20 protein-coding genes are annotated in these 16,418 nt (G+C 73.7%); 13 read left to right on the forward strand and 7 right to left on the reverse strand.

Annotation, left to right across the window (positions count from 1 at the left end; genetic code table 11):
- Positions 1–104: 104 nt before the first annotated feature.
- Genes PIR53_00975 through PIR53_00985 form a run of 3 tightly spaced genes read right to left on the reverse strand, consistent with a single transcriptional unit; the run spans position 105 to position 3,093 of the window.
- On the reverse strand, positions 105–1,688 hold the full coding sequence (locus PIR53_00975) for an FAD-dependent oxidoreductase (protein ID WZH52589.1): 1,584 nt from the start codon (positions 1,686–1,688) through the stop codon (positions 105–107).
- Positions 1,685–2,596, reverse strand: coding sequence for an FAD:protein FMN transferase (locus PIR53_00980; protein ID WZH52590.1), 912 nt, complete (start codon positions 2,594–2,596; stop codon positions 1,685–1,687). The genes PIR53_00975 and PIR53_00980 overlap by 4 nt, the downstream gene beginning before the upstream one ends.
- Before the next feature lie 8 nt (positions 2,597–2,604).
- Positions 2,605–3,093, reverse strand: a complete 489-nt coding sequence (locus PIR53_00985; GenBank protein ID WZH52591.1) for an FMN-binding protein — start codon at positions 3,091–3,093, stop codon at positions 2,605–2,607.
- Positions 3,094–3,272: 179 nt separating this feature from the next.
- On the opposite strand from PIR53_00985, the gene PIR53_00990 reads away from it, so the two are divergent.
- From PIR53_00990 to PIR53_01020, 7 genes are all read left to right on the forward strand, one after another.
- Positions 3,273–3,725, forward strand: coding sequence for a M67 family metallopeptidase (locus PIR53_00990; protein WZH52592.1), 453 nt, complete (start codon positions 3,273–3,275; stop codon positions 3,723–3,725).
- A complete protein-coding gene (locus tag PIR53_00995) occupies positions 3,725–4,015 on the forward strand; it encodes a MoaD/ThiS family protein (GenBank protein WZH52593.1) in 291 nt (96 codons plus the stop codon). The genes PIR53_00990 and PIR53_00995 overlap by 1 nt, the downstream gene beginning before the upstream one ends.
- 39 nt (positions 4,016–4,054) lie before the next feature.
- Positions 4,055–4,675 carry an NYN domain-containing protein gene (locus PIR53_01000; GenBank protein WZH52594.1) on the forward strand — a complete coding sequence of 207 codons (621 nt, stop codon included), beginning with the start codon at positions 4,055–4,057 and terminating at the stop codon, positions 4,673–4,675.
- A 78-nt stretch (positions 4,676–4,753) separates the two neighbouring features.
- Entirely contained in the window at positions 4,754–5,701 is a 948-nt protein-coding gene (locus tag PIR53_01005; protein WZH52595.1) for a cysteine synthase, read from the forward strand.
- Complete coding sequence (locus PIR53_01010) at positions 5,692–6,600, forward strand: DUF3152 domain-containing protein (protein WZH52596.1); 909 nt, start codon at positions 5,692–5,694, stop codon at positions 6,598–6,600. Before PIR53_01005 ends, PIR53_01010 begins: the two co-directional genes overlap by 10 nt.
- A 95-nt stretch (positions 6,601–6,695) precedes the next feature.
- On the forward strand, positions 6,696–7,496 hold the full coding sequence (murI, locus tag PIR53_01015) for a glutamate racemase (protein ID WZH52597.1): 801 nt from the start codon (positions 6,696–6,698) through the stop codon (positions 7,494–7,496).
- On the forward strand, positions 7,493–8,296 hold the full coding sequence (locus tag PIR53_01020) for an MBL fold metallo-hydrolase (protein ID WZH52598.1): 804 nt from the start codon (positions 7,493–7,495) through the stop codon (positions 8,294–8,296). The genes murI and PIR53_01020 overlap by 4 nt, the downstream gene beginning before the upstream one ends.
- 157 nt (positions 8,297–8,453) lie before the next feature.
- On the opposite strand, the gene PIR53_01025 is transcribed toward PIR53_01020, so the two are convergent.
- Both PIR53_01025 and PIR53_01030 read right to left on the reverse strand, forming a co-directional pair.
- On the reverse strand, positions 8,454–9,134 hold the full coding sequence (locus PIR53_01025; protein ID WZH52599.1) for a response regulator transcription factor: 681 nt from the start codon (positions 9,132–9,134) through the stop codon (positions 8,454–8,456).
- Positions 9,131–10,285, reverse strand: a complete 1,155-nt coding sequence (locus PIR53_01030; protein ID WZH52600.1) for a histidine kinase — start codon at positions 10,283–10,285, stop codon at positions 9,131–9,133. The genes PIR53_01025 and PIR53_01030 overlap by 4 nt, the downstream gene beginning before the upstream one ends.
- Positions 10,286–10,415: 130 nt before the next feature.
- On the opposite strand from PIR53_01030, the gene PIR53_01035 reads away from it, so the two are divergent.
- The 3 genes from PIR53_01035 to PIR53_01045 all read left to right on the forward strand — a co-directional run bounded on the left by PIR53_01035 (position 10,416) and on the right by PIR53_01045 (position 13,230).
- Positions 10,416–11,351: an ATP-binding cassette domain-containing protein gene (locus PIR53_01035; GenBank protein ID WZH52601.1), complete on the forward strand. Its 936-nt coding sequence runs from the start codon at positions 10,416–10,418 to the stop codon at positions 11,349–11,351.
- Positions 11,348–12,181 carry an ABC transporter permease gene (locus PIR53_01040; protein ID WZH52602.1) on the forward strand — a complete coding sequence of 278 codons (834 nt, stop codon included), beginning with the start codon at positions 11,348–11,350 and terminating at the stop codon, positions 12,179–12,181. The genes PIR53_01035 and PIR53_01040 overlap by 4 nt, the downstream gene beginning before the upstream one ends.
- Positions 12,182–12,306: 125 nt before the next feature.
- The gene (locus PIR53_01045) at positions 12,307–13,230 is read left to right on the forward strand and encodes an SGNH/GDSL hydrolase family protein (protein WZH52603.1); all 924 of its coding nucleotides are present in this window, start codon (positions 12,307–12,309) and stop codon (positions 13,228–13,230) included.
- Here the strand turns inward: PIR53_01045 and map are convergent.
- The gene (gene map, locus PIR53_01050; GenBank protein WZH52604.1) at positions 13,144–13,911 is read right to left on the reverse strand and encodes a type I methionyl aminopeptidase; all 768 of its coding nucleotides are present in this window, start codon (positions 13,909–13,911) and stop codon (positions 13,144–13,146) included. The two genes, PIR53_01045 and map, sit on opposite strands and share 87 nt — an antisense overlap.
- A complete protein-coding gene (locus PIR53_01055; GenBank protein ID WZH52605.1) occupies positions 13,908–14,375 on the reverse strand; it encodes a hypothetical protein in 468 nt (155 codons plus the stop codon). Before PIR53_01055 ends, map begins: the two co-directional genes overlap by 4 nt.
- An 87-nt stretch (positions 14,376–14,462) precedes the next feature.
- On the opposite strand from PIR53_01055, the gene rph reads away from it, so the two are divergent.
- The 3 genes from rph to PIR53_01070 are packed head-to-tail and all read left to right on the forward strand — an operon-like array spanning position 14,463 to position 16,394.
- Positions 14,463–15,227, forward strand: a complete 765-nt coding sequence (gene rph, locus PIR53_01060; protein ID WZH52606.1) for a ribonuclease PH — start codon at positions 14,463–14,465, stop codon at positions 15,225–15,227.
- On the forward strand, positions 15,220–15,822 hold the full coding sequence (gene rdgB / locus PIR53_01065; protein ID WZH52607.1) for an RdgB/HAM1 family non-canonical purine NTP pyrophosphatase: 603 nt from the start codon (positions 15,220–15,222) through the stop codon (positions 15,820–15,822). The genes rph and rdgB overlap by 8 nt, the downstream gene beginning before the upstream one ends.
- On the forward strand, positions 15,819–16,394 hold the full coding sequence (locus PIR53_01070; protein ID WZH52608.1) for a 1-acyl-sn-glycerol-3-phosphate acyltransferase: 576 nt from the start codon (positions 15,819–15,821) through the stop codon (positions 16,392–16,394). The genes rdgB and PIR53_01070 overlap by 4 nt, the downstream gene beginning before the upstream one ends.
- The last annotated feature ends 24 nt before the right edge of the window (positions 16,395–16,418 follow it).

The following is a 16,418-nucleotide window of genomic DNA, read 5'->3' on the forward strand; positions in this document are numbered from 1 at the left end:
GGCGGTCGGTTCCCCGGCTGACCGGGGAACCGACCACTTAGACCATCAAATTTGATGGTCTAAGTGACATGTTCCCCGGCTGACCGGGGAAAGTGCCGGCCCCCTCAGTAGCCGGCGAACGCGTCGGTCCGCACCTTCGCCGCGCGGCCGCGGAGGCCGCCGCGGAGCGCGGCGACCATGGCCGGCGGCCCGGAGACGTACGCCGCGCGCTCGCCCAGGTCGGGCACGGCGCCCGCGACGAGGTCGGCGCTGACGTACGGCGCGTCGATGTGCCGCCAGCCGGCGGGCAGGTCGCGCGGTGCGCCGGGCGCGACGAGGACGACGGGCACACCCGTGGCGACGAGCTCGTCGCGGTAGGCGACGTCGTCGGCGTCGGGCACGCCGTACACGAGCACCACGTCGCGGTCGGTCGCGCCGGGGGAGCGCAGCTGCGAGAGGAACGGGGTCACGCCGATGCCGCCGGCGACGAGCACGAGCGGCCGGTCGCCGCGGGGGAGCACGAAGTCCCCGCCGACCGCGGTGGCGGTGAGGCGGGAGCCGACCTCGGTGGCCAGCAGCGCCGACTTGTAGGACGAGCACGGCTCGGGCACGCGGAGCGCCACGGCGACCTCGTCGGCGCCGGCGGGGCTGACGATGCTGAAGGCGCGCCGTACGCCCCGACGGTCCGCGCCGCGGTGCGGGGCGGCGAGCTCGAGGTACTGGCCCGGCGCGAACCGCACCGGGCGCCGCGGGGCGAACGACAGCTCCCACACGTCGCCGGCCACGCGCCGGCGGCCGGTGAGGTGGAGCCGCACGCCGCCGCGCTGCCCGAGCCAGAAGGCCACCGCGCCGGAGAGCACGAGCGCCAGCTCGGACTTCAGCGTGTAGAACCAGTAGGTCGGCGGGTCGAGGACGAAGATCGACTGGAAGCTCGGCCACGCGTAGACGACGGCCGCGAGCACGGCCACGCCGAGCTGCTGCCCCCGCCGCGGCGGGAGCGTGAGCGGCTCGCTCAGCATGAAGCCCGCGAGGAAGATCGCCGGCGAGGAGACGAACGCGAAGGTCAGCGCGTCGGAGACGGTGCTGCCCAGGTTGACCTGCCCCAGCACCACCAGGCCGGAGCCGAGCAGCGCGAAGACGAGGCCGAGCGCGACCTTGCGGGTGCGCCAGAGCACCACGAGCGCCGCGACGGCGACCGGCACGACCATGGCCTCGTTGGCGATCCACCAGCCGTTGGCGATGCCCGCGCCCTGTCCCCAGAAGTGGTGCAGGGTGAAGACGATGACGACGCCGGCGGCCGCCGGGTTGACGACGTGGCGGCCGCGCACGGCGATGACGTACTTCGACGCGCTCGCCGCCACCGCCGTCGCCGCCACCCACACCAGCCCCTCGACGTCGGCCGCGGGCAGCAGCAAGAAGAAGAGCAGCAGGCCGGTGATGACCGACGACTCCGTGTGGGGCCGCACGCCGAGCGGCCACGCGATGGCCGCGTTCGACAGCACGGCCGCGGCGACCGCGACGACCAGGGTCAGCGCCGCGTCGCCCACCGTCGTGAAGCCGACGAGCAGCCGGTCGGTGCCGATGAGCAGGAGCGCGTACGCCGCGAGCAGCGCCAGCAGGAGTGTCACCACGCGATACATGGGCAGGCGGCCCAGCGCGGCGTCGACCCGTCCGGTCACGGCACTGGGGGCGGTGGTCAGGGTGCTCATGCGAAGACCTCTCCGGGGAAGTCGGGGGAGACGTGGAGGCGGTGGCCGCTGCCACCGGGACCGCGGTCGAGACGGACGTACGACGCGTCCTCCGCGGCGGCGAGCTCCGCCGCCGCGGCGGGGTCGAGCAGGAACAGGGCGGTCGCGAGACCGTCGGCGACGAGCGCGGACCCGGCGACGACCCAGGTGGCGAGCACGTCGGCGACGGGCCGGCCGGTGCGCGCGTCGAGCACGTGGTGCAGGCCGTCGCCCCAGGCGCGCCGGTTGGTCGCCGAGGCGCAGAGCGCCCGACGCTGCGGCGAGCCGTCGAGGGCGGCGATCCCGACGGCGAAGCCGGGCCGCTCCGGGTGCTCGAGGGCGACCCGGTACGGCGCGGCACCGGGCCCCGGCACGTGGACGAGGTCGCCGCTGGCGTCGACCGTGACCCCGCCGGCGCGGTGCTCGTCGAAGCCCCGGACGACGCCCGTGACGAGGTCGACGAGATAGCCCTTGCCGGCCGCCCCGACGTCGAGCACGAACGGCTCCGCCGTCACCAGGTACGGCGCGTCCCACCCCACCGCGCCCCAGTCCACCGCCGGGCGGTGGCCGGGACGGGCGGCAAGGGTGTAGCCCGCGTCGTACCCCAGGTGCTCGAGGCCGTCGCCGACCGCCGGGGACATCGCCCCGGCGGTCGCGGCGTGCAGCCGGTCGTAGAGCGCGAGGAGCGGGCCGGCGTCGTCGGGCATGCGGTGCCGCCCCGCGCTGGCGCGCACCGCGTCGACGACCGACCCGGGGCGGAAGCGCGACCAGTCGCGGTCGAAGGCGTCGATGCGGAGCGCGACGGCGCGTCGCACGGGATCGCTGAGCGGCGCGTCGGTCGTGAGGCGCCAGCGGGTGCCGATCGCCTCGAAGACCCAGTCGCCGCCCATGGCCCGGATCAGGCCTGGGCCTGGCCGATGATGTCGTCGATCGCGTCGTTGAACCCGCCGCTGGTCAGCGACGACCCGGCGACGGTGGACACGTCGAGGTCGGTGATCTTCTTGCCGACGACCTCGTCGGCGATGCCGCCGGCGAACTGCGACTGGTAGCGCTCCGAGGTGCTGTCGGAGGCCTCGGGGGTGACCTCGACGTCGGTGATGGTGCCGTCGGCGTCCAGGGTCACCTCGACGCCCACCGACTGCTGGCCGCCGGGGCTGGTGTAACCGCCCTCCGCGTCGTAGGTGCCGGCGGTGAAGGAGGTGGCCTCGGTGCCGGACCCGTCCGACGAGCCCTCGGAGGTCTGCTCCTGCGAGCTCGAGCCCGCGTCGGAGGAGGAACCGTCGGAGGAGTCGTCGCTCTGTCCGACACCGCAGGCGGCGGTGAAGGAGAGGGTGGCGACGGCGGCGGCGGTGACGAGCCAGCGGCGGGCGGGGGAGTGCGAGGACATGCGGGGCTCCTGGTCCGAGATGGCGTTTGCTTGCGGCGTGCAAGCGATGGTTGATGGTGCAACCATTCCGATGCAACACGATCGGCGCGGCGCACGCCAGGGGAGGACGCATCCTCACACGAATCTCACAGGTTGCGACCGGGTCCGGGGTGCGGTCGGGCGCGCCGTACCCTGGCCGGGTGCTGAGGATCGAGCGCGCCACGCGCGACGCCATCGTCGCCCACGCCAAGCGGGACCACCCCGACGAGGCGTGCGGCATCGTCGCCGGCCCCGCGGGCAGCGACCGCGCCGAGCGCCTGGTGGAGATGGTGAACGCCGCGGGCAGCCCGACGTTCTACGAGTTCGACTCGTTGGACCTGCTGGCGCTGTACCGCGAGATGGACGACCGCGACGAGGAGCCCGTGGTCGTCTACCACTCGCACACGGCGACGGAGGCCTACCCCAGCCGCACCGACATCGGTCTCGCCAGCGAGCCGAACGCGCACTACGTGCTCATCAGCACGCGCGAGCACGGGAATAACGAGGGTCCCGTGGAGTTCAGGTCCTATCGAATCGTCGACGGCGTCGTCACCGAGGAACCGGTCGAGGTCGTCGAGCAGTTGCCGACGAACACAGTGGAGAGTGAGTCCTGATGGCCATCGAGGTCCGGATCCCGACGATCCTGCGCACGTACACGGGCGGCGAGAAGGCGGTCTCCGCCGAGGGCGCCACGCTGGCGAGCCTCATCGACGACCTCGAGGCGAACCACCCGGGCATCCGGGACCGCCTCGTCGAGAGCGGCGAGGGCGACGACGTCGACCTGCGCCGCTTCGTCAACGTCTACATCAACGACGAGGACGTCCGCTTCATCGGCGGCCTCGAGGCCGAGCTCTCCGACGGCGACCAGGTCGTCGTGCTGCCGGCCGTCGCCGGCGGCTGCTGAGCCGTCCGTGACCCGCCACGGATCGGTAGGGTGCCGGTCATGACGGAGCAGGGCACCCCGCAGGTCATCGAGGCCACCGCGCCCACCGAGCCCGTGGCGGCGCCCGCGCCGCGGCGCACGATCATCCTCGTCGACGGCGAGAACATCGACGCGACGCTGGGCAACTCGCTGCTCAACCGACGGCCCACGCCGGAGGAGCGGCCGCGATGGGAGCGCGTCACGGCGTACGCCGAGAAGCTCTGGGACCAGCCCGTCACCGGGCTGTTCTTCCTCAACGCCAGCCACGGCACGCTCCCGAGCGCGTTCGTGCAGGCGCTCCTCGCGCTCGGCTACCGGCCTGTCCCCCTGTCCGGTCGCAGCGACCAGAAGGTCGTCGACCTCGGTATCCAGCGCACCCTCCAGGCACTCGTCGGCCACGACGCCGACGTCCTGCTCGTCAGCCACGACGGTGACTTCGTCGAGGACCTGCGGCCCCTCGTCTCCGACGACGGGCGGCGGGTGGCGCTGCTGGCGCTGCGGGAGTACGCCAGCTCGGGCTTCACCGCCCTCGGCGTGCCGATCCACGACCTCGAGGAGGACGTGCGGGCGTTCAACGTGCCGCTGCCGCGCGTGCGCATCATCTCCCTCGACGACTTCGACCCCGAGGTCTTCCTGCGCTGATCCGTCGGCGCGGCTCGCTCCGACCGTGCCCGTGGGCACGGTCGGGGCGCCACCCACGACGGTGGGAGGATGGCGGCCATGCGCTTCGACGACCTGGTCGCCTCCGTCGGCAACACCCCCCTCGTGGGGCTGCCCCGGCTCTCGCCGAGCCCTGACGTCCGCCTCTGGGCGAAGCTCGAGGACCGCAACCCGACGGGCTCCATCAAGGACCGCCCGGCGATGAAGATGATCGAGCAGGCCGAGAAGGAGGGCCTGCTCCGGCCGGGCTGCACGATCCTCGAGCCCACGTCGGGCAACACCGGCATCTCGCTCGCGATGGCGGCGAAGCTCAAGGGCTACCGCGCCGTGTTCGTCATGCCGGAGAACACCTCGGAGGAGCGTCGCCAGCTGCTCCGCATGTGGGGCGCGGAGATCTACTCGAGCCCCGCCGCGGGCGGCTCCAACGAGGCGGTCCGCGTCGCCAAGGGCATGGCGGAGGAGCACCCCGACTGGGTGATGCTCTACCAGTACGGCAACGCCGCCAACGCCCTCGCCCACGAGGAGGGCACCGGCCCGGAGATCCTGGCCGACCTCCCCGAGATCACCCACTTCGTCGCCGGTCTCGGCACGACCGGCACCCTCATGGGCGTCTCGCGCTTCTTCCGGAGCGCCAAGCCCGACGTGCGCATCGTCGCCGCGGAGCCGCGCTACGGCGAGCTGGTCTACGGGCTCCGCAACCTCGACGAGGGCTTCGTCCCGGAGCTGTACGACGCGGACCTCATCGACGCCCGGTTCTCGGTGGGCCCGCGCGACGCCGTACGCCGCGTGCGGGAGCTTCTCGAGCTCGAGGGCATCTTCGCGGGCATCTCGACGGGTGCGATCCTCCACGCCGCGCTGGGCCAGGCGGCGAAGGCGGTCAAGGCCGGTGAGAGGGCTGACATCGCGTTCGTCGTGTGCGACGGTGGATGGAAGTACCTGTCGACCGGCGCCTACGAGGGCACGGTCGACGAGGCCGAGGAGCGCTTGGAGGGCCAACTGTGGGCATAGGGCGAGCGGGCGGTCGGTCGAGGGTCGCGGCGGTCCTCGTCGCGCTGGCCGCGGGCCTCGCGCTCGCGTCACCGGCTCCCTCGGGGGCCGCGGCTCCCGGGGCGCCCACGGCGTCCGCGGCGTCCGCGGCCCTGCCCCAGATGGTGGCCACGGGTCCCGACTACATGAAGGGCTCGGCCAGCTACGGCGGCACGCTCACCGCGATGGTGGCCGCGCGCCAGCCGCAGTTCACGGGCGGCACGTTGCAGTGGTACCGCGGTGGCACCGCGATCCCCGGCGCGACCGGGCGCACCTACAAGCCGACGCCGGCCGACGTCGGGCAGAAGATCCGCTTCGTCGCGATGCTGACCCGCAGCGGCTTCGAGACCCAGCGCGCGGTGTCGCAGCCGACGCCGCCGATCGCGCACGCGAGCCCGCTCAAGCGCACGGTGCGCTACGACGTGCGGGTGGACGCCACCGGCACGATCCCCGCCGCCGAGGTCGAGACCTTCGTCGCCCAGGCGCAGCAGACCTACGACGACGCCCGCGGGTGGCGGGCCGGCGGCACCGCGTTCACGCGCACCTCCCGGTCCCAGTCGCAGTTCACCCTCGTGCTGGCGACGTCCGACCGGATGACGTCCTACTCGAGCGTCTGCAGCGCGCAGTGGAGCTGTCGCGTGGGGCGCAACGTCATCATCAACTGGACCCGGTGGAAGACCGCCTCGCCGGCGTGGAACGCGGCCGGGGGCTCGCTGCGCGACTACCGCCACATGGTCGTCAACCACGAGACGGGCCACTGGCTCGGCCGCGGCCACGCCGGGTGCTCGCGGCAGGGCGCGCTCGCGCCGGTCATGATGCAGCAGTCCAAGGGTCTCGGTGGGTGCCGGTTCAACCCGTGGCCGCTGCCGAGCGAGCGCTGAGGCCCGACGCCGTGCCGACACCTGCGTGACGTCCGTGACGCGTCGTCGCGTTGCGTGCGTGTTACCCCGTAGATTGGCCCGTCGTGGTGGACGACGTGGCTGACGCACCGGTCGGCATCTTCGACTCGGGGTTCGGCGGCCTGACGGTGGCCCGGTCGGTGATCGACCAGCTGCCCCACGAATCGGTGCTCTACCTGGGCGACACGGCCCGCCAGCCCTACGGCCCGAAGCCGATCGGCGAGGTGCGGGAGTACGCGCTGGAGTGCCTCGACCACCTCGTCGCGCGGGGCGTCAAGGCCCTCGTCATCGCCTGCAACTCCGCGAGCGCGGCCATGCTGCGCGACGCGCGCGAGCGCTACGACGTGCCCGTCGTCGAGGTCATCTACCCGGCGACCCGCCGTGCGGTCGCCGCCACCCGCTCGGGGCGCATCGGCGTGATCTGCACGCGCGCGACGGCCGCCTCCATGGCGTACGACGACGCGTTCGCCGCCGCCCCGCACGTCGAGCTCGTCACGCAGGCGTGCCCGCGGTTCGTCGAGTTCGTCGAGAACGGGGTGACCTCCGGTCCGGAGCTCCTCGAGGCGGCGCACTCCTACCTCGCCCCGCTGATCGCGGCCGACGTCGACACCCTCGTGCTGGGCTGCACCCACTACCCGCTGCTGACCGGTGTGATCTCGTCGATCATGGGGGACGGTGTCACGCTGGTGAGCAGTGCGGAGGAGAGCGCGAAGGCGGTGTACCGGATGCTGGCGACCACCGGACTGATGCGCGCGGGCGGCGACGCGTCGTACGAGTTCGTGACGACGGGCGAGCCCGGCGAGTTCGAGCGGATCGGCCGCCGCTTCCTCGGCCCCGAGCTCGCGATCGCGAGCCAGTTCGCGGGAGGGCTCGCATGACCGCCGACGAGCCGACGGGGCTCCGCCTCACCGTCGTGGGCTGCGCCGGGTCGTACCCCGGTCCCACGTCGCCCGCCAGCTGCTACCTCCTCGAGGCCGACGGCGACGACGGCGCGGGCGGCACCCGCCGCTGGCGGATCCTGCTCGACCTCGGCAACGGTGCGCTCGGCGCGCTCCACAACCACGCGGACCCCCTCGCCATCGACGCGGTCTTCGTCAGCCACCTCCACGCCGACCACTGCCTCGACCTGTGCGGCTACTACGTGCTGCGCAAGTACCACCCCTCCGGCGCCCAGCCCCGCATCCCCGTCTGGGCGCCGGCCGGCGCGGCGGAGCGGCTGGCCCGCGCCTACGACCTGCCGCTCGACCCGGGGATGACCGAGGAGTTCGACTTCACGGAGTACGCCGCGGACCGCGCCCCCGTGCAGGTCGGGCCCTTCACGGTGCAGCCGTTCGAGGTCTACCACCCGGTGACGGCCTACGCGCTGCGGGTGACCGCCGCCGGCCGCACGTTGACCTACTCCGGTGACACCGCGCCGTGCACGGGCCTCGACGAGGCCGCGGCGGGCGCCGACCTGCTGCTGGCCGAGGCCGCGTTCCGGAGCCAGGACGACAACCCGCCCGGCGTCCACCTCACGGGTGCGGACGCCGGCGAGCTCGCGACCCGGGCCGACGTGGGCCAGTTGGTGCTGACCCACGTGCCCGCCTGGTTCGACCCGCTCGACGCCCACGGCGAGGCGGTCGAGAAGTACGACGGCCCCACCTGGCTCGCCACCACCGGCGCGGTGTTCGAGGTCTGAGGGAGAAAACGCGGACGCGGCTCCCGGGCGGGGCTCCGAGCCCGTCGAGCCGGCCCGGAACTGTGCAGCTGGGGCGTGCCGGAGGCGGTGGGCTCCTCCCCGACGTCACATTTCGTCAATCCGGCACGATGCGGCCGGGACGTCGAGGTGCTCGACCTCAGACCAGCCCGGCGTCGTGCACGCAGATGGCGATCTGCACGCGGTTGGTGGCGCCGAGCTTGTCGAAGAGCCGCGAGACGTGGGCCTTGACCGTCGGCACGGACAGGTAGAGCTCGGCCGCGATGTCGGCGTTCGACAGCCCGCGGCCGACGGCCACGGCCACCTCGCGCTCGCGCTCCGTCAGGGTCGCGAGCTTGACCTCGGCCTCGGCGGTGCGGGGGTCGCTGCCCTGGCGGACCTGTCGGATGAGCGTCTGCGTGACGGAGGGGGAGAGCATCGGCTCGCCGTCGGCCACCTTCCGGATGGCGGCGACGATCTCGGGCGGCGGGGTGTCCTTGAGCAGGAAGCCGTCGGCGCCCGCGGCGAGCGCGCCGACGACGTAGTCGTCCGCGTCGAAGGTCGTCAGCACGATGACCCGGGGCGGCTGCGGCCGGGCGTGGAGCGCCGCCGTCGCCTCGAGGCCGTCCATGACGGGCATGCGGATGTCCATGAGCACGACGTGGGGCCGCAGGGAGGCGGCGAGGGTCGTGCCCTCGCGACCGTCGCGCGCCTCGCCGACGACCTCGAGGTCGGGCTGGCCGCCCAGCATGAGCCCGAGCGCGGAGCGCACCAGGGGGTCGTCGTCGACCACGAGCACCCGGATCGGGGTCGCGGCGGGCTCGGCTGTGGAGGCGGTCACGAGGCCCACGGTAGCCACGCGTGGACGACGAACGCATCCCCGTCGCGGCCGTGGGTGAGGTGTCCTCCGGCGAGGTCGACGCGCTCGGTGAGGCCCACCAGGCCGAGTCCCGCACCGGGCACGCCGGGCGTGCTGAAGCCGTAGGGGTTGCGCAGCCGCACCTCGACCCCGTCCTCGGGCGTGCCGCGCAGGCAGATGGACAGCAGGGCGCCGGGAGCGTGCTTCTGGGCGTTGGTGATGCCCTCCTGCACGACGCGGTAGAGCGCACGCCCGACCGGGGTCGGCGGGGCCTCGTCCAGCTCGTCGTCGAAGGCGATCCGCGCCCCGGCCTCGACCGCCTCCGCCACGAGCGCGCCGACGTCCTCGTAGGTCGGCTGCGGCCGGTGCGTGACCTCGCCGGTCGCGGGGTCGCGCAGCACGCCGAGGACGCCGCGGAGGTCGTCGAGCGCCTCGTTGGCCCGCACCTGCACCTCGGCGATGCCCTCGCGCAGCGCGTCGGCGTCGAGGTCGGTGCGGTAGGACAGCGCGCCCGCGTGCATCGACACCTGGCTGATCCGGTGGGCCAGCACGTCGTGCATCTCGCGGGCGATCCGGGAGCGTTCGTCGACCCGCGCCTTCGCGAGGCGCAGGTCCTGCTCGGCCTCCGCGCGCTCGGCCCGCTGACGCAGGGTCCAGAGCAGCTCGCGCCGCGATCCGATGTACATGCCCCAGGCCGCGATCGCGCCCGCCGCCGCGACGTTGGCCGTGAAGTTGAGCCACATCGGGCTGGACCCGGTCGAGGGCGCGACCCGGAAGTAGATCTCGGCGCCCACGACGCTGAGGACGCTGGCGACCGCGATCTCCCAGTAGACGCGGCGGGTGGCGAGCGAGACCAGCGCGAGCACGGACGGGCCCGCGGCGAACGACGAGACGCAGGCGAGCGCGATGGTCACCACGACGACGAGCATCGGCCGCTGCCGGCGGAAGTGGACCGCCACGAAGCCGACGAGCCCGAGGAGCACGTCGACGGCGATCCACCAGGCGTGCCCCCGCTGCACCAGCAGCGAGTACGGCTCGATCACGACCAGACCGCTGATGAGCAGCATCAGCAGCACGCGCCACGTCCGGCCCCACGTGCTGACGCGCGGCTGGTACTCGGCGGGGTCCGTCACCCGGCCAGCGTAGGGCGACGCGGGTCGCGTGGCTGCGGACCGGGGGCGCGGGCGACACCTACTTTCGTCGTACCCGATCAGGCCCACCGGACGATGTGCGACCGGCCGGCGACGGGGCACCATCGACGGCATGATCACTGTCCAAGGACTCACGAAGAGGTACGGCGGCTTCACCGCCGTCGACGACGTCAGCTTCGTGGCGCAGGCCGGCCAGGTGACGGGCTTCCTCGGCCCCAACGGCGCCGGCAAGACGACGACGATGCGGATCCTCGCCGGTCTGACCCACCAGGACTCGGGGACCGCCACCGTCGGCGGTCACCGCCTCCAGGACATTCCCAACCCGGGTCGGCACGTCGGCATCCTGCTCGACGCCTCGGCGCAGCACGCGGGCCGCACGGGCCGCGAGGTGCTGACGCTGGCCGCCAAGACCATGGGCCTGCCCGGGTCGCGCGTCGACGAGATGCTCGAGCTGGTCAGCCTCACCGACAGCGAGGCGAAGCGCCGGGTGCGCAACTACTCGCTGGGCATGCGGCAGCGCCTCGGCATCGCGCACGCCCTCATGGGCGATCCCCAGGTGCTGATCCTCGACGAGCCGGCCAACGGCCTCGACCCCGCCGGCATCCGGTGGATGCGCGGCCTGCTCCGCGGGTACGCCGAGCGTGGCGGCGCCGTCCTGCTCTCCAGCCACCTCCTGCACGAGGTCGAGCAGATCGCCGACGAGATGCTCGTCATCGGCCGGGGCAAGATCGTCGCCTCCGGCACGAAGGCGGAGCTGCTCGCCTCGGCCGGCACCTTCGTCAAGGCCGTCGACACGGCTGCGCTGGCGTCCGCCGCCCAGGCCAAGGGCCTCGCGGTGACGCCGTCCGGCGAGGGCTTCATCGTCGACGCCGAGCCCCAGGCCATCGGCGAGCTCGCGCTCGCCGCGCAGGCCGTGCTCCTCGAGCTGCGGGCCGCCGACGCGTCCGGCCTCGAGGACCTCTTCCTCCAGCTGACCGCCGACACCCAGCGCGAGGCGGCTGCCGCCTTCCCGCCCGGTTCGCCCTACCACCAAGGAGCCTCGGCATGAGCGCCACCGCCCCCGCCCCCCACCTCGGCACGGGCACCTTCGACATCTCGGGCACCGCCCCGATCCCGCTGACGCGCCTCGTGGGCGTCGAGGTGCGGAAGCTCCTCGACACCCGGTCGGGCCGATGGCTGCTCATCGTGCAGGCCGCACTCATCACGATCGGCTCGCTGGTGCTCGCTGTGGTCATCGCGCGCAACGACGGGACCGCCGGGCTCTTCGACTTCACGTCGATCGCCGGCGGCGTGACCCAGCTGCTCCTGCCGGTGATGGCCATCATGGCGGTCACGACCGAGTGGTCGCAGCGCACCAACATGGCCACCTTCACGCTCGAGCCGCGTCGCGGCCGGGTCGTGCTGGCCAAGGCACTGGCCGCCGTGCTCGTCGGTCTGGCCGCCCTGGTGGTCGCGGTCGGCATCGGCGCCGTGATGACGGGACTGTCCGGCCTGCTCGGCGCGGAGACCAACTGGGACCCGCGGCCGGAGATGCTCCTGGGCTTCGCCGTGCTGCAGGTGATGAGCCTGCTCATCGGCTTCGCGTTCGGCACGCTGCTCCTCAACACGCCGGCCGCGATCGTGCTCTACATCGCGTTCTACACGATCATCCCGGGCATCATCGCCGCGGCGGCGTCGCTCATGTCGTGGTTCGACGACGTCCGGCCCTGGATCGACTTCAACATGGCGATCATGCCGCTGTCCGACTTCGGCCAGCCCGACAGCGAGCTGGGCTTCGGCGCCATCGAGTGGCCGGAGTTCACGACCTCGGTCGCCCTGTGGTTCGGGCTGCCGCTGGTGCTGGGCGTGCTCCGGATGCTCCGCGCCGAGGTGAAGTGACCCCGGCGACCTCCTGACCCCGGTCGGGGCTCGGTGACATCTGAGGGGAGTGTTCACCGAGCCCTGACCGGCCTGTCACCCCCGTGGCGGCGCAGCGTTCCCGCTGCGCCGCCACGCTGCGTCCCGTGACCACTGCGACCGGACGCAGCTACCTCCGCTTCGCCGCCGTCGGCGACTCCACCACCGTCGGCGTCGGGGACCCGATGCCCGGCACCCCGCTCGGCCTGGGCGCCGGCGCGACCGGCCGCGACGGCACGTGGCGCGGGTGGGCCACGCTCCTCGCGCGGGCGCTGGACGCGTCGTACGACGTCTCCTTCTGCAACCTCGCCGTCTCCGGGGCGACCGCCCGCGACGTCGTCGAGCGCCAGCTGGCCGACGCGGTGGACCACCACCCCGATCTCGTGTCGCTCGTCGTCGGTCTCAACGACACGATGCGCTCCACCTGGAGCCCCGCCCAGCTGCGCGCGGACCTGCTGCATGCCGCCGACCGGCTCACCGCGGGGGGTGCGCTGCTCATGACGGCGCGCTTCCACGACCACGGCGCGGTCCTGGGGCTGCCGGGGTTCCTGCGGCGACCGATGCAGCGGCGCATCGAGGTCGTCAACGGGGTGTACGACGAGGTGCACGCGACGTACGGCGGGGTGCGGGTCGACCTCGCGACGTGCGCGGCGGTGCGGGACCGGGCCTCGTGGTCCGTCGACCGGATGCACCCCTCCGAGCGCGGTCACCGGGCGCTGGCGCGGTGCTTCGCCGAGGGGCTGACCGCCGCCGGGATCGTCGTCGAGCCGCCACGGGCCGAGCCCGACGCGGACCGCGCGGTCACCTGGCGCGAGGACCTCGGGTGGGTCGTGACCGAGGCCGTGCCGTGGATGGGGCGCCGGGCGCGCGACCTCGGGCCCTGGGCGGCACGGACCGCCTGGGAGCGGGTGCCGGTGCCGGTCGGTGCCCGGCGGACGGTCCGCTCAGCCGCGGGCGGTGAGGACGATCGGGTCGCCGTGGGTGATGGCGATGGTGTGCTCGCTGTGGGCCCCGCGGGAGCCGTCGGCTGACAGGATCGTCCAGCCGTCGTCGGCCATCTTGATCTCGTCGGTCGTGGCGAGCAGCCACGGCTCGATGGCGATGACGAGGCCCGGCTTCAGCTTGAACCCGCGTCCGGCGCGCCCGTCGTTGGGCACGTGGGGCTCGCCGTGCATCGTGCGACCGACGCCGTGACCGCCGAACTGGGTGTTGACGCTGTAGCCGTTCGCCCGGGCGATGGTGCCGATGGCCTCGCCGATGTCGCCGAGGCGGTTGCCCGAGCGTGCGACCTCGATGGCCGCGGCCAGGGCCTCCTCCGTGGTGCGGATGAGGCGGAGGTCCTCCTCCCGCGGCGTACCGACGACGACGCTGACCGCGGAGTCGGCGACCCAGCCGTCGACGCTCACGGCGAAGTCGAAGCTGACGAGGTCGCCGTCGGCGAGCGTGTAGTCGTGGGGGAGGCCGTGGAGCACCGCGTCGTTGACCGAGGTGCAGAGCACCTTGCCGAAGGGACCGCGGCCGAACGACGGGGCGTAGTCGATGTAGCAGGACTCGGCGCCGCGCTCCTTGATCATCTCGTGGGCGAGCGCGTCGAGGTCGAGGAGGTTCATGCCGACGTCGGCGGTCTCGACGAGGCGCGTGAGCACGCTGGCGACGAACTCGCCGGCGGGGCGCATCTCGTCGATCTGGCGGGGTGAGAGCAGCTCGATCATCGGTCGCCTCCTCGGGCGGACCCGCCGGGGCGGGGGGTGCTGGTGCGGCTGGTGGGGAGCCCGGCCGCGCGGGCCTGGGCGAGCAGGCCGACGACGGCGAGCAGGAGCCCGGCGAGGCCGAGCGTGCCGAGGGCGACGTGGCTGTAGACCCCGTCGGCCTCCGCGGTCGACGCGGCGACGGTGGTGAAGCCGCCGATCATGGCGGCGAGCAGGGCGGCGTGCATCCGGAGGGTGCGTGTCGGCGCACCGCCCCAGAAGGAGTAGGTGATGCCCGCGGTGAGGGCCGCCCCGGCGATGGCGACCACGACCCCGACGGTGCGCTGGTCGTCGAGCGCCCCTGCGGTGTCGGCCGCGAGCACGACCGCCACGAGCCCGGCCCCGAGGAGCGCGGCGACGACCTGTCCGCGGGAGGGCGCGGGCTCGACGGGGCCACGGCGCGACGAGGCGGACGTGCTGCTGGGCATGGGGGCCAGGGTATCGGTCGCCGGCTGCTCCCCGGGCCGCGGCCGCCGGGACCGGACGCCGGCCCGGGATGGCCTAACCTCACGAGCATGACCGCCACTCCCGCCACGCCCCCGGCCGAGCCGCGTCCCGACGGTCGCGCCGACGACGAGCTGCGCCCCGTGAAGATCACGCGCGGCTGGCTCGACCACGCCGCCGGATCGGTGCTCGTCGAGTTCGGCAGCACGAAGGTGCTGTGCGTCGCCTCGGCCTCCGAGGGCGTCCCGCGCTGGCGCAAGGGGTCGGGCCTGGGCTGGGTCACGGCGGAGTACGCGATGCTCCCGGGCTCCACCCACACCCGCAGCGACCGCGAGTCGGTCAAGGGCCGCATCGGCGGCCGCACCCACGAGATCTCCCGCCTCATCGGGCGCTCGCTGCGCTCGGTGGTGGACTACCGGGCGCTCGGCGAGAACACGATCCAGCTCGACTGCGACGTGCTGCAGGCCGACGGCGGCACCCGCACCGCCTCGATCACGGGCGCCTACGTCGCGCTCGCCGACGCGATCGCGCACCTCCGCTCCACGGGCGCCCTGAAGGGCGAGCCGCTCACCGGCTCCGTGGCCGCCGTCTCGGTCGGCATCGTGGGGGGCCGCCCGCGGCTCGACCTGCCGTACGTCGAGGACGTCGCCGCCGAGACCGACATGAACGTCGTGATGACGGGCGACGGGCGCTTCGTCGAGGTGCAGGGCACCGCGGAGGGCGTGCCGTTCGACCGGGCCGAGCTGGACGCGCTGCTCGACCTGGCCGCCGGCGGCTGCGCCGACCTGACCCGCCTGCAGCAGGAGGCGCTCGCGCAGGAGGTCGGCCGTGGCTGAGGTGTTCCTGGCGTCGCGCAACCGCAAGAAGCTCGAGGAGATGGAGCGCATCCTCGCCGCGCACCTGCCCGGGGTGCGGGTGCTCGGGCTCGACGACGTGGAGGCCTACGACGAGCCGGTCGAGGACGAGCCGACCTTCGAGGGCAACGCGCTCCTCAAGGCCCGGGCGGGTCTCGCGGCCACGGGGCTGCCGAGCGTCGCCGACGACTCCGGGATCTGCGTGGACGCGCTCAACGGCATGCCGGGCGTGCTCTCGGCCCGCTGGTCCGGTCCGCCGAAGAGCGACGCCCGCAACAACGAGCTGCTGCTCGCGCAGCTGGCCGACGTGCCCGACGAGCGTCGTACGGCCCACTTCCGCTGCGCGGTCGCGTTCGTCCACCCCGGTGGCGAGGTCGTGGTCGAGGGCCGCATGCCCGGCCGCGTGATCCGCGAGGTCCGGGGCGCGGGCGGGTTCGGCTACGACGTGCTGTTCGTCGCCGACGACCGCCCCGGCCTCACCACGGCCGAGCTGTCCCGCGAGGACAAGGACGCCATCTCCCACCGCGGCAAGGCGATGCGCGAGCTGGGCCCCCTCGTCGCGGCGACGCTCGCGTGAGCGCCGGCGCGCGGTTCCGCCGCCGCGTCGCGCGGCTCGTGCTGCGGGCGGTCCGGTGGCGCACGGTGGGCGAGGTGCCGCGGCGTGGCATCCTCGTCGGGGCTCCGCACACCTCGAACTGGGACTGGGTGCTCACCCTCCTGCTGGCGTGGGACTCGGGGGTCCGCATCCGGCTGCTCGTCAAGCACTCGCTGTTCCGCGGTCCACTCGGGCCGCTCCTGCGGGCGACCGGGGCCGTCGAGCTCGACCGGGCCAACCCGGGCGCCACGATCCGCGAGCTGCTTGCCGACGCGGAGACCGACGAGTCGTTCCTGCTCGGCATCGCGGCCGAGGGCACGCGTGGCCGGTCCGAGTACTGGAAGTCCGGCTTCCACCGCATCGCGCGCCAGACCGGCATCCCCGTCACGCTGGCGTTCCTCGACGCGCCGAGCCGCACCGTGGGCTGGGGACCGACGTTCCCGGCGACCGAGGACGTGCGCGCCGACATGGACCGCGTGCGTGCGTTCTACGCCGACAAGCGGGGCTTCAAGCCCGAGCTCGCGACGCCGCCGCGCCTGCGCGAGGAGGGGTAGGCGCCGCGCGCCCGACGGGACGAA

This window comes from Nocardioides alkalitolerans (assembly GCA_038184435.1).
Lineage (GTDB): Bacteria > Actinomycetota > Actinomycetes > Propionibacteriales > Nocardioidaceae > Nocardioides > Nocardioides alkalitolerans_A.

Bases quoted from the DNA above. Each gene is read 5' to 3' on its own strand.
- PIR53_01055 (WZH52605.1), bottom strand. From the start codon at position 14,375: ATGCCCAGCAGCACGTCCGCCTCGTCGCGCCGTGGCCCCGTCGAGCCC.
- PIR53_01020 (WZH52598.1), top strand. From the start codon at position 7,493: ATGACCGCCGACGAGCCGACGGGGCTCCGCCTCACCGTCGTGGGCTGC.
- map (WZH52604.1), bottom strand. From the start codon at position 13,911: ATGATCGAGCTGCTCTCACCCCGCCAGATCGACGAGATGCGCCCCGCC.
- PIR53_01005 (WZH52595.1), top strand. From the start codon at position 4,754: ATGCGCTTCGACGACCTGGTCGCCTCCGTCGGCAACACCCCCCTCGTG.
- PIR53_01040 (WZH52602.1), top strand. From the start codon at position 11,348: ATGAGCGCCACCGCCCCCGCCCCCCACCTCGGCACGGGCACCTTCGAC.
- PIR53_00995 (WZH52593.1), top strand. From the start codon at position 3,725: ATGGCCATCGAGGTCCGGATCCCGACGATCCTGCGCACGTACACGGGC.
- PIR53_01000 (WZH52594.1), top strand. From the start codon at position 4,055: ATGACGGAGCAGGGCACCCCGCAGGTCATCGAGGCCACCGCGCCCACC.
- PIR53_01035 (WZH52601.1), top strand. From the start codon at position 10,416: ATGATCACTGTCCAAGGACTCACGAAGAGGTACGGCGGCTTCACCGCC.
- PIR53_00975 (WZH52589.1), bottom strand. From the start codon at position 1,688: ATGAGCACCCTGACCACCGCCCCCAGTGCCGTGACCGGACGGGTCGAC.
- PIR53_00980 (WZH52590.1), bottom strand. From the start codon at position 2,596: ATGGGCGGCGACTGGGTCTTCGAGGCGATCGGCACCCGCTGGCGCCTC.
- PIR53_00985 (WZH52591.1), bottom strand. From the start codon at position 3,093: ATGTCCTCGCACTCCCCCGCCCGCCGCTGGCTCGTCACCGCCGCCGCC.
- rph (WZH52606.1), top strand. From the start codon at position 14,463: ATGACCGCCACTCCCGCCACGCCCCCGGCCGAGCCGCGTCCCGACGGT.